This is a genomic window from Thalassovita gelatinovora (assembly GCF_001458355.1).
Taxonomy (GTDB): Bacteria; Pseudomonadota; Alphaproteobacteria; order Rhodobacterales; family Rhodobacteraceae; genus Thalassobius; species Thalassobius gelatinovorus.
In genome coordinates, this window is the sequence record NZ_CYSA01000028.1 from 188633 (window position 1) to 203464 (window position 14832).

At 57.5% G+C, this 14832-nt stretch carries 13 protein-coding genes; 10 read left to right on the top strand and 3 right to left on the bottom strand.

What is annotated here, in order from left to right; genetic code table 11:
* Nucleotides 1-138 precede the first annotated feature (138 nt).
* The 6 genes from bamA (at nt 139) to lpxB (ending at nt 6401) form a co-directional block, all read left to right on the top strand.
* Nucleotides 139-2508 (top strand): outer membrane protein assembly factor BamA, encoded by a 2370-nt coding sequence (bamA, locus tag TG4357_RS18300; RefSeq protein ID WP_058264355.1) that lies wholly within the window; start codon nt 139-141, stop codon nt 2506-2508.
* Nucleotides 2508-3083 carry an OmpH/Skp family outer membrane protein gene (locus TG4357_RS18305; protein WP_058264356.1) on the top strand — a complete coding sequence of 192 codons (576 nt, stop codon included), beginning with the start codon at nt 2508-2510 and terminating at the stop codon, nt 3081-3083. Before bamA ends, TG4357_RS18305 begins: the two co-directional genes overlap by 1 nt.
* 77 nt (nt 3084-3160) lie before the next feature.
* Complete coding sequence (gene fabZ, locus TG4357_RS18310; protein ID WP_058264357.1) at nt 3161-3631, top strand: 3-hydroxyacyl-ACP dehydratase FabZ; 471 nt, start codon at nt 3161-3163, stop codon at nt 3629-3631.
* A 4-nt stretch (nt 3632-3635) separates the two neighbouring features.
* Entirely contained in the window at nt 3636-4421 is a 786-nt protein-coding gene (lpxA, locus tag TG4357_RS18315; protein ID WP_058264358.1) for an acyl-ACP--UDP-N-acetylglucosamine O-acyltransferase, read from the top strand.
* A 4-nt stretch (nt 4422-4425) separates the two neighbouring features.
* Nucleotides 4426-5232, top strand: coding sequence for an LpxI family protein (locus TG4357_RS18320; protein ID WP_058264359.1), 807 nt, complete (start codon nt 4426-4428; stop codon nt 5230-5232).
* Nucleotides 5232-6401 carry a lipid-A-disaccharide synthase gene (lpxB, locus tag TG4357_RS18325; protein WP_058264474.1) on the top strand — a complete coding sequence of 390 codons (1170 nt, stop codon included), beginning with the start codon at nt 5232-5234 and terminating at the stop codon, nt 6399-6401. Before TG4357_RS18320 ends, lpxB begins: the two co-directional genes overlap by 1 nt.
* 25 nt (nt 6402-6426) lie before the next feature.
* Here the strand turns inward: lpxB and TG4357_RS18330 are convergent, their stop codons facing one another.
* The gene (locus TG4357_RS18330; RefSeq protein WP_058264360.1) at nt 6427-7047 is read right to left on the bottom strand and encodes a thiamine phosphate synthase; all 621 of its coding nucleotides are present in this window, start codon (nt 7045-7047) and stop codon (nt 6427-6429) included.
* A gap of 192 nt (nt 7048-7239) precedes the next feature.
* Here TG4357_RS18330 and TG4357_RS18335 point away from each other — a divergent pair, with 192 nt between their 5' ends.
* From TG4357_RS18335 to TG4357_RS18350, 4 genes are all read left to right on the top strand, one after another.
* Nucleotides 7240-7986, top strand: coding sequence for an RNA methyltransferase (locus TG4357_RS18335; RefSeq protein ID WP_058264361.1), 747 nt, complete (start codon nt 7240-7242; stop codon nt 7984-7986).
* Between the two features lie 75 nt (nt 7987-8061).
* Nucleotides 8062-9204: a heme A synthase gene (ctaA, locus tag TG4357_RS18340; RefSeq protein ID WP_058264362.1), complete on the top strand. Its 1143-nt coding sequence runs from the start codon at nt 8062-8064 to the stop codon at nt 9202-9204.
* A gap of 1 nt (nt 9205) precedes the next feature.
* The gene (locus tag TG4357_RS18345) at nt 9206-10681 is read left to right on the top strand and encodes a carboxypeptidase M32 (RefSeq protein ID WP_058264363.1); all 1476 of its coding nucleotides are present in this window, start codon (nt 9206-9208) and stop codon (nt 10679-10681) included.
* Between the two features lie 61 nt (nt 10682-10742).
* Nucleotides 10743-11207: an MAPEG family protein gene (locus TG4357_RS18350; protein ID WP_058264364.1), complete on the top strand. Its 465-nt coding sequence runs from the start codon at nt 10743-10745 to the stop codon at nt 11205-11207.
* A gap of 46 nt (nt 11208-11253) precedes the next feature.
* On the opposite strand, the gene TG4357_RS18355 is transcribed toward TG4357_RS18350, so the two are convergent.
* Nucleotides 11254-11949: a hypothetical protein gene (locus TG4357_RS18355; protein ID WP_058264365.1), complete on the bottom strand. Its 696-nt coding sequence runs from the start codon at nt 11947-11949 to the stop codon at nt 11254-11256.
* Between the two features lie 121 nt (nt 11950-12070).
* Nucleotides 12071-14827, bottom strand: a complete 2757-nt coding sequence (gene gyrA / locus TG4357_RS18360; protein WP_058264366.1) for a DNA gyrase subunit A — start codon at nt 14825-14827, stop codon at nt 12071-12073.
* Nucleotides 14828-14832: the final 5 nt, after the last annotated feature.

Below are 14832 nucleotides of genomic sequence, written 5' to 3' on the forward strand. Positions count from 1 at the left end.
TTTCTTACCAGCTACCGATAAACCCAAAGATTCCATCCAACATTCGACAGACCTCTTGGGCGGGTGTTTGTGCTTTTGACAACCGCTGCCAATCCCGGTACTCAGGCAGGGTATGGGATGTCTGACGGGATTGACTGAATGACCTACTTTGTTGGGCGTCGGCACGGTAATAGTGCTTTGACTGCAATCGAACTGCGCAAAATGGCTGCGGGCCTTTTTCTTTTTGTTTCAATGACCTTTGTGTCATTGCCAAACATTGCTGCGGCCCAGGATTACCGTTTCAATGCGGTCACCATCGAAGGCAATCAACGGATCGAAGCCGGCACGATCCTGACTTATGCGGGAATCGAGCGCGGCAAGACCATTTCAGCCGGCGAACTGAACGCTGCTTATCAGCGCATTTTGGCCAGTGGGTTGTTCGAAACGGTCGAAATTACCCCACGTGGCGGCACCTTGGTCGTTGCGGTCAAGGAATATCCGACGATCAACAAGATCAATATCGAAGGCAATCGCCGGCTGAAGGATGAGGATGTCCTGCCGTTGTTGCAGTCTAAATCACGTCTGGTGTTCAATCCCAAAGTTGCCGAACGTGACGCCGCGACCATCGCCGAGGCATACAATCAGCAAGGGCGGCTGTCCGCGACCGTATCCCCAAAAATCATTCGTCGAAGCGACAATCGCGTCGATCTGATCTTTGAAGTGTTCGAAGGCGGTATCACCGAAATCGAACGCATTAGCATCGTCGGCAATGATGCCTATTCCGATGGACGTCTGCGCCGGGTGCTACAGACCAAACAGGCCGGTATTCTGCGTGCGCTGATCCGTAGTGACACCTTTGTGGAAGACCGTATCGCATTCGACAAACAGGTGCTTCGAGATTTCTATCTGTCGCGTGGCTACGTCGATTTCCGCATTACCGGCGTGAACGCTGAACTGACCCGCGAACGCGATGGGTATTTCATTGCGTTCAACATCGAAGAGGGCCAACAATTCCGGGTTGGCGAGGTCTCTGCGACCAGCGATCTGGCCGAAGTGGATAGCGATGAATTCCTGAAATCGCTGAAAATGCGTTCAGGAATGATCTATTCCCCAACCATCGTGGAAAACTCCATCTCACGGATGGAACGTCTGGCCAATAAAAAGGGACTGAATTTCGTCCGTGTCGAACCGCGGATTACCCGTAATGATCGTGATTTGTCACTTGATGTCGAATTCATTCTGTCGCGTGGGCCGCGCATTTTTGTCGAGCGGATAGATATTGAAGGCAACACCACCACAATGGACCGGGTTATCCGCCGACAGTTCAAGATTGTCGAAGGCGATCCGTTCAACCCGCGCGAAATTCGTGAAAGTGCGGAAAGAATTCGGGCGCTTGGATTCTTTGCCAACGCCGACGTGAAAGCGCGGGAAGGATCGAGCCCTGATCAGGTGATCGTCGACGTCAATGTCGAAGAACAACCGACCGGCTCGCTGTCCTTCGGGGGCACTTATTCGACCAATACCGGCTTTGGTCTTCTGGTGACGTTGAAAGAGGATAATTTCCTTGGCCGGGGTCAGAAACTGAACCTGTCGGTTTCAGGGGCCACCGACAACAAGGTCTATGCGTTGAATTTCTCGGAACCCGCCTTGTTGGGGCGCGAGTTACAGTTCGATCTGGATATCGGTTATCGCGAAACCGAGACGGCTTATGCAAATTACGATTCTACTTCAATCCGGTTCAAACCGGGGATCAGCTTTCCGGTCAGCGACAACGGGCGGTTAGGCTTGTTTTATAGCGCTGAAAAGATTGAGATGATAGATGATGGTTCGACCGGCTATGGCGGCATCGTCGGGAACGAAATTGCTCAGGCAGATATCTTGTCCAGCAGTCTGGGGTTCACTTACAGCTTCGACACGCGGCGCAGCGGGCTCAATCCCAATTCCGGGGTGCTGTTCCAGTTCGGTCAGGAATTCGGCGGGCTGGGCGGCGACGTGACCTTTACCAAAAGCACCGCCAAAGCCGTGGCCCAGACCAAGGTGTTGAACGAAGAAATCACTCTGCGTGCCAGCATCGAAGGTGGGCTGCTGGAATACAATACCGGGGCCAGCCGTTCGGTTGATCGGTTTCAGATCGGCAGCGGCTTGATTCGTGGGTTTGATCCTGACGGAATCGGCCCGCGCGAAATCGTCTATGACAGCAGCGGCGACGTGGTGTCGAATGATGCGCTTGGCGGTGACATGTTCGCGGTTGCCCGGTTCGAAGCTGAATTTCCGCTGGGTTTGCCAGAAGAATACGGCATCCATGGTGGTGTGTTCTACGATGTCGGATCGGTCTGGGGCTTGGGCGATACCAGTTCGGCGACCGGAACAGTGCTCTACGAAGATTTCTCGCTGCGCCACGTGATCGGGCTTTCGCTGTTTTGGACAACGCCGGTTGGGCCGCTGCGCTTTAACTGGTCGAAAGCCTTGCAAAAGGAAACGGAAGACATTGAGCAGACCTTCAACCTGACGATTTCGACCGAATTCTGATGTCCTGGAACTGGCGTCACTGGGGGGGGGTGATCTGGCTTGCCGTCTGTGGCGCTGTGATGGCACCAGCGGTCGCAGCTCAGGACACAACAGTGGTGCGCAGTCCGGTTCTGACCATAGACTCCGAACAGCTTTATTCGGAGTCCCTGTTCGGCAAGCGGGTGCAGAATGAATTCGAAGCCGACGTTGCGGTTCTGGAAGCTGAAAATCGCCGGATCGAAGCCGAGCTGATCGAGGAAGAAAAGCAACTTACGCAAAAGCGTGCAGACATGAAGCCGGAGGATTTTCGCGTATTGGCGGATGAATTCGATGCCAAGGTGCAGCGTATTCGCAATGAACAATCCAGTAAACTGCGCAATCTTGCACAGACCAGCGATGCGGCGCGGCGACAGTTCTTGCAGAAGATTTCGCCAATCCTGGAAAGTATTATGACCGAAGCCGGGGCGGCCGTGATCGTGGAAAGCCGCAATGTGTTTCTCAGTGCGAAAATCATCGACGTAACCGAAGACGCTGTGGCAAGGGTCGACCAACAGATTGCCGATGGCGCAGACTTGCCTTTGACACAACCCGACTAGTCAGCCGCTTGCCCATCCCCGGGCATGTTGCTAGGAAACTTGGCAACGGCGACAGGTTTGTCGGAAAGGAAACACAAATGACCGAGCAGCTTCTGACAGCGGATATTGCCCTGATCCAACGGATCATCCCGCATCGCTATCCTTTTCTTCTGGTTGATAAAGTGGTGGATATTGACGGTTTTCAATCGGGACGTGGCATCAAGAATGTCACCATGAACGAACCGCATTTTCAGGGCCATTTCCCGGGCAAACCGATCATGCCGGGGGTCACCATCATCGAAGCGATGGCGCAGACTGCTGCAATTATGGTGGGCACCGCGCTGGACATGGCTGACAAAAATATGCTGGTTTATTTCATGGCCATCGACAAAGCCAAATTCCGCCGCATGGTGGTGCCGGGCGATATTCTGGAAATGAACGTGACCACCACCCGCGGCAAACCCGGTGGCAAGGTGTGGAAATTTTCCGGAGTGGCCACGGTCGAAGGTGAAATGGCCTGCGAAGCCGAATTCACCGCGATGATGGATCTGAGTGCGAGCCAGGAGTAACCGGATGGCTGCACAAATTCATCCTTCGGCCATAATCGAACCCGGAGCGCAGATTGGTGATGGTTGCACTATTGGACCATTCTGCATCGTGGGTGCCGAAGTAGTGCTGGAAGATCGGGTGATTCTGAAAAGCCATGTTGTGGTGACCGGCCAAACTCGCGTCGGTGAGGAAACCGTGATCTTCCCCTTTGCATGCATTGGGGAAATTCCGCAGGATTTGAAATTCAGGGGCGAAACGTCGCGGCTGGAAATCGGCAAGCGCAATCGAATTCGTGAACATGTCACTATGAACCCCGGCACCGAAGGTGGTGGTGGGTTGACCAAGGTCGGCGATGACGGATTGTTCATGGCAGGTTGTCACATCGCCCATGACGCGATCATTGGCGACCGGGTGATCGTCGTGAACCAATCGGCGATTGCGGGCCATTGTCAGCTTGGCGATGATGTGATCGTCGGCGGATTGTCGGGTGTGCATCAATGGGTGCGGATCGGCCAGGGGGCCATAATTGGCGCGGTCACCATGGTGACGGCAGATGTCATTCCTTATGGTCTGGTGCAGGCACCACGGGGCGAATTGGACGGGCTGAACTTGGTCGGATTGAAGCGGCGCGGTGTCCCGCGCAGCGAAATCAGTGCGCTCCGAGCGGCGTTGAAGATGCTGGCCGAAGGCGAAGGTGCTTTTCAGGATCGCGTTCGCGCTTTGGGCGCCTCCAACGACAGCGAATATGTCCGTCAGATCGTTGATTTTGTGACCGGGGCGAGCGACCGTTCGTTCCTGACGCCCCATTGATCCGATGACCGGGCGGCTGGCAATCCTTGCTGGAAACGGCGTGCTGCCGGTGGAAATCGCCACCGCGCACCCGGAGGCGGTGAAGGTTGTCTTTGACGGTGTGCCGCATCAATTGAGCGGTGATCTGCAGCCCCACGCGTTTGAAAAGCTGGGTGGTCTTTTCGAAGATCTTAGGGGGCTCGGTGTTACCCGCGTGGTGATGGCCGGTTCGATGACCCGGCCACCATTGGATGCGCCCGCTTTCGATCCGCTGATGATATCTCTGGCCCCGCGTCTGTTATCGGCGATGCAGGGCGGCGACGACGCTCTTTTCGGTCTGATCATTGAGATCATTGAGGAACAGGGGTTTGAGGTTCTGGGGGCGCATGACCTGGTCGCAGGACTGACCGCCAAAGAAGGTTTGCTGGCCGGTCCCGTGCCGACGGCGGATCTGTTGGCGGATGCCGATCGTGGTGCCGATATCCTGAATGCATTGGCACCCGTCGATATTGGCCAAGGTTGCGTCGTGGCGGGAGGGCTATGTCTTGGTGTCGAAACCATACAAGGCACTGATTTCATGTTGCGCATGGTGGCGGAAACACCCGACGCCCTGCGTCGCGGTGCGTCCGGCGTTTTCATAAAGGCATCCAAGCGCGGTCAGGATCTGCGCGTCGACATGCCCGCAATCGGCCCGGATACCGTGGTGCAGGTGCAAAAGGCCGGGTTGGCCGGGATCGTGGTCGAGGCCGGGCATGTGATGATCCTTGAGCGCGATAAAACGCTGCAAGAGATCGAAAAGGCCGGGTTGTTCCTGATGGGACGCGTGTTGTGATCCGGGTATTCGTGATCGCGGGCGAAGCGTCCGGCGACAAGCTGGGCGCGGCGCTGATGGCGGGGCTGAAAGACCTGGCAGACGTGGAATTCAGCGGGATTGGCGGACCGTTGATGCAACAGCAGGGGTTGGAAAGCCTGTTCCCGATGGACGAACTGTCGGTGATGGGTATTGCCGAGGTGCTGCCGAAATACCGCCATCTGATGCGTCGGATCAATCAGACCGCCCGGGCCGTGTTGCAGGCGCAGCCGGATATCCTGATCACCATCGACAGTCCTGATTTTTGCCTGCGGGTGGCGCGGCGGGTCAAGGCGGTGTCGGACATCAGAACGGTGCATTATGTCGCCCCGACGGTTTGGGCCTGGCGCGCCGGACGGGCCAAGAAAATGGCCAAGGTGATTGATCACGTGCTGGCGCTGTTCCCGTTCGAACCGCCTTACATGCAGGCCGCCGGGATGGAATGCGATTTCGTGGGCCATCCGGTGGTGGCCGAACGCATTGCTACGCCTGAAGAAGCCGCAGATTTTCGTGTTGTCCACGGGTTGGGCGAAGCCCCGGTGCTTCTTATCCTTCCTGGTAGCCGGAGAGGCGAGGTCGCGCGGCTGGCCCCGGTTTTCGGCGACGCTTTGCACCGGATCCTCAAGGATCGCCCCGATATCAGGCCGGTGATCCCGACCACCGGCAATGTGACCGACCTGGTGCGCGATGCGGTGGCCGGTTGGCCGGTTGCGCCGCTTGTTCTGGATCCGCGCGGGATGGACCCAGACGCATATAAACAGCACAAGGCAGCGGCATTCGTTGCGGCAGACGCGGCATTGGCGGCGTCGGGAACGGTGTCCTTGGAACTTGCCGCATGCGATACACCGATGGTGATCGCCTATGACATGAACTGGATCAGCCGTCAGATCATCGGCCGGATGTTGAAGGTCGATACCGTGACTTTGGTCAATCTGGTCAGCGAGACTCGCGTGGTGCCAGAATTCATCGGCAAAGCCTGCCAGCCGGTACCGATTGCCGAAGCTGTGCTCAAAGTACTGAAAGACCCCGGAACGCAACGCGCGGCGATGCGCCTGACGATGGTGCGGTTGGGCAAAGACAGCGAAGCGCCCGGACGCCGCGCAGCGCGGGCAGTTTTGAAGGGATTACCGGGCGTGACCAGCGAAATCTGATGCAGATTTCGCTAGGTTTACAGTCTCAGACGAATTGAGCTTTCAGTTCGGCCAGCGCCTTGACCGCATTGTCCTGCGACCAGATTTCGTCGCCGACGCCAAAGAAATCGGTAAAGGGCGACAAGGTGCGGATTGCTTCGGCCGTCAAAGCGCCTTCGGCCACCACCGGCACTTCGATTACTTCTGACCACCATTGGAAAAGTTCGGTTTCCACGATGGTGCCATCGCCCAGTTCGGTCGCGCTCACCGGTCCGAAGCTGACGTAATCGGCGCCAGCTTCGCCTGCATTCATACCGTCATGGCGCGACGCACTGCAGAACGCCCCGACGATGGCATCATCGCCAAGGGTTTTGCGGGTCTTGCGCACCAGTCGTGACCCGTCGCTCAGATGCACGCCATCGAGCCCCAGACGTTCCACCATCAGGATGTGGTTTTCGATCACCAACGCCACGTCGCGTTCATGGGTCACTTCGCGCAACGCATCTGCGGCCCGCGCGATGCGATCTTCGTCGCGGCTGGCCTGTACCAAGCGCACACAGGCGATTTCATGCGCGTCCAAAACCGCTGCCAACTGGTTTGGAAAGCTGGATAATTCGAATTCCGGCGGGGTGATCAGATAGATTTGCGGCTGCTCGATCTCGGCCATGGCGCGGTTCCTTCTGCGATCTTTCGCGCCGATATACAGCGGATTTTCCCGCTTGGCTACTTCTCAGGCGGCACTGGCAACATGATCGGTCCCGTCGGTGCGCGGGTATTTTTACCAAGAAGACGCGGCGGGGGGTTGGATTGGTGTCGGGGCTGCTTTATCAGCGGACGGTGGATTTTTCCGGAGATGAACATGCCAACAGATGTGCCGCAACCTTCCTTCGTTCTGGTGCGCCCGCAGATGGGCGAAAATATCGGCGGCGCGGCCCGGGCGATGTGGAATTTTGGTCTCGACAGAATGCGCATCGTGGAACCGCGCGACGGTTGGCCCAATCAGCGCGCGGTGGCAATGGCCAGCGGTGCGGGGCGGTTGCTGGATCACGCTGGGCTTTATGACTCGGTGGCCGAGGCGTTGGATGACTGTTCCTTTGTTTTCGCCACCACCGCGCGGGGCCGGGGATTGACCAAGCCGATCTACAGCCCGGAAAAGGCGATGGAACTGGCGCGCGAAAAGATCGCGGCGGGCGAAAAGGTCGCCGTGATGTTCGGCCCAGAACGCGCCGGTCTGGAAAACGAAGACGTTGCGCGGGCAAATGCAATCATCACAGTGCCGGTGAACCCGGAATTCTTCAGCCTGAATCTGGCGCAATGCGTGTTGCTGACCGCCTATGAATGGCGGCGGCAGTCGGTAGAGATCGAACATGAACGGGTCGAATTGGTCAAAACCGATTGGGCCAGTGCGATCGAGGTTGAAAAGCTGGCTGAACATTACGAAGACCGGCTGGGCGAGGCTGGGTTCTTCTTCCCGCCGGAAAAGGCCGAGAGCATGAAGGTCAACCTGCGCAATCTGTGGAGCCGGATGCGGATGACCCGTGCCGACGTGCAGATGTTCCACGGTATCATGCGCCAGATGGTACGCTGGAAAAATCGGCAAGACTGATTGACATTGGGCAGGATGACGCACTTGCACCTGCCCTGATCCGCGCCATATCCTGCGCCGGAACCGGAGGGCAGAATGAGCCAGAAACGTAACATATTCGAAGAGGTTGGCAGCGCTGGTGCGGCCAAACCCGAACCCAAGGGCGGCATGATCGATGCCACCAAACGTGGCGCGCGCCGGGGCATTCGTGCATGGCTGATCATATTGTTTACGCTGGTCGTGACGATGATCGCGGTCGGCGGGTTAACCCGATTGACCGATAGCGGCCTGTCGATCACCGAATGGAAACCGATCACCGGGGCGATGCCGCCGATGACCGCGACCGACTGGCAGGCGGAATTCGAAAATTACAAGGCTATCCCGGAATTCGAGGTTCAGAACCAATGGATGGAACTGGACGATTTCAAAGCGATCTATTGGTGGGAATGGGGTCATCGGCAGTTGGGCCGGGTGATCGGATTGATCTGGGCGATCGGCTTTTTCGGGTTCTTAATCGCGCGGAAGATCCCAGTGGGTTGGACGCAAAGATTGCTTCTGATCGGCGGATTGGGTGGATTGCAGGGTGCTGTCGGTTGGTGGATGGTCAGTTCCGGCTTGTCTGGCTCAATGTTGGATGTGGCAAGCTATCGGTTGGCAACCCATCTGGGGCTGGCTTTTGTGATTCTGGGGTTCATCGCCTGGTACGTGTTTCTGCTGGGTCGGGAAGAACGCGATCTGATGCAGGCGCGCCGGTCGAAGGAAGCGAAATTGTTTTCCCTGTCCACCGGCTGGCTGCATTTTTCTTTTCTGCAGCTTCTGATCGGGGCACTGGTGGCGGGTATCGATGCCGGGCGTAGCTATACCGATTGGCCGCTGATGGGCGGGCAGTTCATTCCGCCTGATCCGCTGATGATCGAACCGGTGTGGAAGAATTTCTTTGAAAACCCCGGGCTGGTTCAGTTCATTCATCGCTGTGTCGGGTATCTGTTGTTTGCCTTTGGCATCATGGTGTTTCTGCGCGGGCGCAAATCGGCCCATGCAAGGACGCGGGCCGCTTATACCGCCGCCTTTGTTGCGCTTTGTGCGCAGGTGGTCTTGGGGATCTATACGGTCATGACTGCGGCCCCTTGGCAGGTGGCAATCGTGCATCAGATCGGCGCGGTTTTGGTTTGGGTGCTGGTGCTGCGCGCCCGATTCATGAGCGGTTACCCGATAATCGATGCGATCCGGAGGACATGAGATGAGTACCTATGATGATTTGATGGCGTTTCAGCGCGACACCTCGGCGCTGGCGCAGGTGGCAGGCCGGTTGGGCTGGGATCAGGAAACCATGATGCCGCGCGGGGCTGCCGATCAGCGGTCAGACGAAATGGCAGCGATGGAAAAGGTGCTGCATGCGCGCCGGACCGATCCGAAACTGGCTGAATGGTTGGCTGCCATCGACGATACCGCTCTGGACCCGGTCGGGCAGGCGCAGATGCGCCATATTCGCAAATCCTATGACCGCGCGATGAAAGTCCCCGCCGATCTGGCCGTCGAAATTGCCAAGGTGACCAGCAAGGCGCAGGGCCAGTGGGCGCAGGCGCGGGCGGACGAAGATGTCGCCGCCTTCTTGCCGGTGCTGGAAACGGTCGTCGGGCTGAAGCGCCGCGAGGGCGAGGCGCTGGCAGATGGAGGCGATGTTTATGACGCCATGATCGACGATTACGAACCGGAAATGACTGCGGTCGAGCTGGCCACGATGTTTGACGCCATGCGGCCGCGGCTGGTGGCTTTGCGCGAAGCGGTTCTGGCGGCAGAACCGCCGCAGGCAGTGACCGGGCATTTCCCGGCCGATAAACAGATGGCGCTTGCCGCGAAATTGGCCACCACTTTCGGGTACGACCTGACCCATGGCCGGATCGACAAGGCGGTGCATCCGTTCAGTTCCGGGTCCGGCCATGACGTTCGGATCACCACAAGGACCAGCGAACTCGATCCGTTCAACTGTTTCTATTCGACGATCCACGAGGTCGGCCATGCCTGTTATGAACAGAATATCGACGACGCCTATCTGCTGACGCCCTTGGGCGGCGGCGTATCGATGGGCGTGCATGAAAGCCAGAGCCGGATTTATGAAAATCAACTGGGTCGCAGCCGGGCGTTCACCGGCTGGCTTTACGGTCAGATGACCGCCGCGTTTGGCGATTTTGGGATCAACAGTGCCGAAGACTTCTATCGCACGGTGAATCGGGTGCATGACGGGTATATTCGCACCGAGGCCGACGAGGTGCAGTATAACCTGCATGTCATGCTTCGCTTCGATCTGGAACGGGCGTTGATGCAGGGCGATCTGGCAGTATTCGATCTCGAAGCGGCTTGGAACGACCGGTTCGCGGCCGATTTCGGCTATGCGGTCGACAAGCCCTCGAATGGCTGTTTGCAGGATGTGCATTGGTCGGTGGGGCTGTTCGGCTATTTCCCGACCTACAGTTTGGGCAATGTCTATGCTGGCTGCCTATATCAGGCGTTGCAAGGGGCGGTTCCGGGGCTGGACGAGCAATTGACTGCTGGCGATCTGTCGGCGGCGACCGAATGGCTGAAGGACAATTTGCAGATCCATGGCGGTCTTTTTGAACCTGCCGAGGTGGTGCAACGTGCCAGTGGTATCGTGCTCAGCCCGGAACCGTTGCTGACATATCTGGAAGGCAAGTTCGGCGCGATTTACCAACTGTAATCGTGGTTTGGTACATCACGCAGTGCAGTGTTATCCTCTGATCAGTATCAGAGGATAACACATGGACAATCTGACCCCGGAAAACCCGGTTTTCGTTACCTATGCTATTGCTGCGGCCCTGATGGTTTTGAAACTGATGGGGCAGGGTTGGATGACCGTCTACCGGATGATGAAAAGCGACACCGGGTTGGTCAATCCCGAAGACCTGCGTCAGACACCGCTCAACCCCAATCCCCGCGCCGATCAGCTTGACCTCAACGATTACGTGGATCGGTCGCGGCGGATGCATCGCAACGATCTGGAAAACATCCCCGGGTTTTGGATGGCGGGGCTACTGTTCGTCTTGGTTGGTCCGCCGCTCTGGTTGGCGCAGGTTTTGATGTACGGGTTCGTCGGTGCGCGGTTGCTGCACGCGTTGGCATATCTCGGCAAACAGAACCACGAAGTGCGCGCCACTTTCTACACGATCGGGTCGCTGATCGTGATTTATATGGCGCTACACGCTCTGGTCGGTCTGGTTGGCTGATGCTGCATCCACGTGCCGCGCAGAAATGCGCGGCTGGGCGATCTAATCAATATGCCGGGAACGCTGCGTACCAGTCACGCCGGTTGAAACGGACCCCGTCGCCAAGAATAAAGCGCGCCCCGACAGTGACGACCGTGTAGGCTCCATCATTTTGGGCGACCCGGGCTTCGACCTCGAAATCGTCCCCGAAGCGGCGGGCCAACCCGAGGTAAACAGTATCCGCCGTAGTTGTCCCCAGATCGGCATAATGACCGCCGCCGGTTAGTGACCACTGATCTGTGCTACCGAAGGCGTAGCTGAGATCGAGCCCCGCCAATTCCCCGTGGGGGCCAGCCAGAATCGGGTCTTGTACCGCGACATAGCCCTCGACACGAAACGGGCCGGATTCATAGGCCATTTCTAACCCTTCGATGGTGTAGCTGGTGCCAAGCCGGTCTTCGCCCGAGATGAACAGCCCCAGATCGACTTTGTCAGACGGTTGCCACATCAGGTGCAATGCCAAGAAAGGGGAGGTGGAATTCACCGCCTCGTATTTGCTCATACCCAGATCAATTTGGAAATCGAACCATCCGTCGAAATTCGACGCGAAAGAGCCCTCGACACGTTTGAAAAACGTGTCTTTGGAGGAGTTTCGGGAAATACCAAGCTCAAGTTCCCCCGAAAAAAGGTCTTGAGCCTGGGCCGTCAACGGTGCGGCGCAGGTGAAAGCGGTCGCCACAGACAGAAAGAAAAACTTGTGCATTTGATTTCCAATCGCATTTGGGTCAAACAAAAAGAGGATGGGCTTATTACAGCCCATCCTTTGTACAATCCAGTAGAAAACCGCCAGAATTTTCAGGCAGATTTCATTAGTTGCGCGATTTTTAGCCGTCCTGGCCTTCGCCATCCTCGACGTCGTCAGCTTCATCCTGTTCGACGATACGAGCAACGGACACGACCATTTCACCCTTGCCGGTGTTGAATACTTTTACGCCTCCAGCCGAGCGTGAGCGGAACGAGATGCCGTCCACGGGCACCCGGATTGATTGACCCTTGGAGGTGGCCAGCATGATCTGATCGTCAAGTTCGACCGGGAAAGAGGCCACGATGTCGCCGCCGCGCATCGCCTTGTCCATTGCCTGAACCCCCATGCCGCCACGCCCGCGCACGGGGTAATCATGGCTGGACGACAATTTGCCCGCGCCGCCGGATGTGATTGTCAGCAGCAGGTTTTCGGCAGCGGACATTTCGGCATAGCGTTCTTGGTTCAACTCGCCCGGTGCGGCCTCGTCTTCGTCTTCGATTTCGGCATCATCGGCAAGACCCGCCATTGCGCGGCGCATCTTGAGATAGGCCGCGCGTTCGTCGGCTTCGGCCTTGAAGTGGCGGATGACGGACATCGAAACGACCTCGTCATCGCCTTGCAGGCGGATACCGCGCACGCCGACCGAATTGCGGCTGTTGAAAACGCGCACTTCGGTGGTGGGGAAGCGGATGGCGCGGCCCGAATTGGTGACCAGCATCACATCATCGTCTTCCGAACAGATGCGCGCGTTGATCAGTCGGGTGTTGGCGTTATCGTCTTCGAATTTCATCGCAATCTTGCCATTGCGCATGACGTTGGTGAAATCGGACAGCCGGTTGCGCCGGACGCTGCCTGCGGATGTGGCAAAAACGATCTGCAGGTCGGCCCATTCTTCTTCATCCCGGTCGACCGGCATGATCGCGGCGATTGAAACGCCGGTGGGGATCGGCAGGATATTGACGATCGCCTTACCCTTTGAGGTGCGCCCGCCCTGCGGCAGACGCCAGGTTTTCAGCTTGTAGGCCATCCCATCGGTGGTGAAGAACAGAAGCTGGGTATGGGTGTTGGCCACGAAGAGGGTGGTCACGACATCCTCTTCCTTGGTCTGCATTCCCGACAATCCCTTGCCACCGCGCCGTTGGGCACGGAAATCGGCCAAGGGTGTGCGTTTGATATAACCGCCGGAAGTCACGGTCACCACCATGTCTTCGCGTTCGATCAGGTCTTCGTCGTCCATGTCCCCCGACCAGTCGACAATTTCAGTCCGGCGCGGCACGGCGAATTGGTCCTTCACCTCGACCAGTTCGTCTGAGATGATCGACATGATCCGTTCACGCGATGCCAAAATTTCCAGGCATTCGCGGATTTTCTCGGCCAAGCTTTGCAATTCGTCGGTGACTTCCTTGACCCCGATCTGGGTCAGGCGCTGCAACCGCAGTTCCAGAATGGCGCGGGCCTGAGTTTCGGACAGGTTATAGGTGCCGTCCTCGTTCATCTTGTGGGTCGGGTCGTCGATCAATTGGATATATTCGGCGATGCTACCAGCGGGCCAACGTCGGGTCATCAGCTTTTCGCGTGCTTCCGCCGCATCGGCTGACGACCTGATGGTGGCGACGACTTCGTCGACATTGGTGACTGCGACGGCCAGACCACAAAGGATATGGCTACGTTCGCGCGCCTTGCGCAGTTCATAAGCGGTGCGTCGCGCCACCACGTCTTCACGGAAATCGATGAAGCTGGTCAGGAAGCGGCGCAGGGTTAACGTTTCCGGCCGGCCGCCATTCAATGCCAGCATGTTGCAGCCGAAATAGGTTTGCATCGGGGTGAAGCGGAACAATTGGTTCAAAACCACTTCGGCCGTCGCATCGCGTTTCAGTTCGACAACCACCCGCACACCGTTGCGATCGGATTCGTCCTGCACATGGGCAATGCCTTCGATCTTCTTGTCGCGAACCTGTTCTGCGATCTTTTCGATCATTGTGGCCTTGTTCACCTGATAGGGAATTTCGTCCAGCACGATCGCATAGCGGTCGCGGCGGATTTCCTCGATCCGGGTTTTGGCGCGGATGATGACGCTACCGCGGCCTTCCAGATAGGCTTTGCGGGCGCCTGACCGGCCCAGCATGATACCGCCGGTCGGGAAATCGGGGCCAGGCACGTATTCGATCAGTTCTTCGCTGGAAAGGTCCGGCTTGACGATGAGCGCCTGACAGGCGTCGATCACTTCGCCCAGATTGTGCGGCGGAATATTGGTTGCCATGCCCACTGCAATACCGCCAGCGCCGTTGACCAGCATGTTGGGGAACCGCGCGGGCAGGACCGTGGGTTCGCGGTCCTTGCCATCGTAGTTGTCTTGGAAATCGACGGTGTCCTTGTCGATATCGTTCAGCAGATAAGCTGCTGGTTTGTCCATCCGGACTTCGGTGTAACGCATCGCGGCCGCGTTATCACCGTCCATCGACCCGAAGTTACCCTGACCGTCCAGAAGCGGCAGCGACATCGAGAAATCCTGCGCCATCCGGACCAGCGCATCATAGATCGCGCTGTCGCCATGGGGATGGTATTTACCCATCACATCGCCGACCGGACGGGCCGATTTGCGGTAAGGCTTGTCATGGCCGTTGTTGGTTTCATGCATGGCGTAAAGAATCCGCCGGTGCACCGGTTTTAACCCGTCGCGCAGATCAGGAATCGCACGAGAGACAATCACGCTCATCGCATAGTCGAGATAGGACGATTTCATCTCATCCGTGATCGACACGCTGGGGCCGTCGTAAACCGGGCGTGCAGGCACGTTTTCGTCTTCGTTTTCAGGGACTTCTGGCGTATCGCTCACTTGGG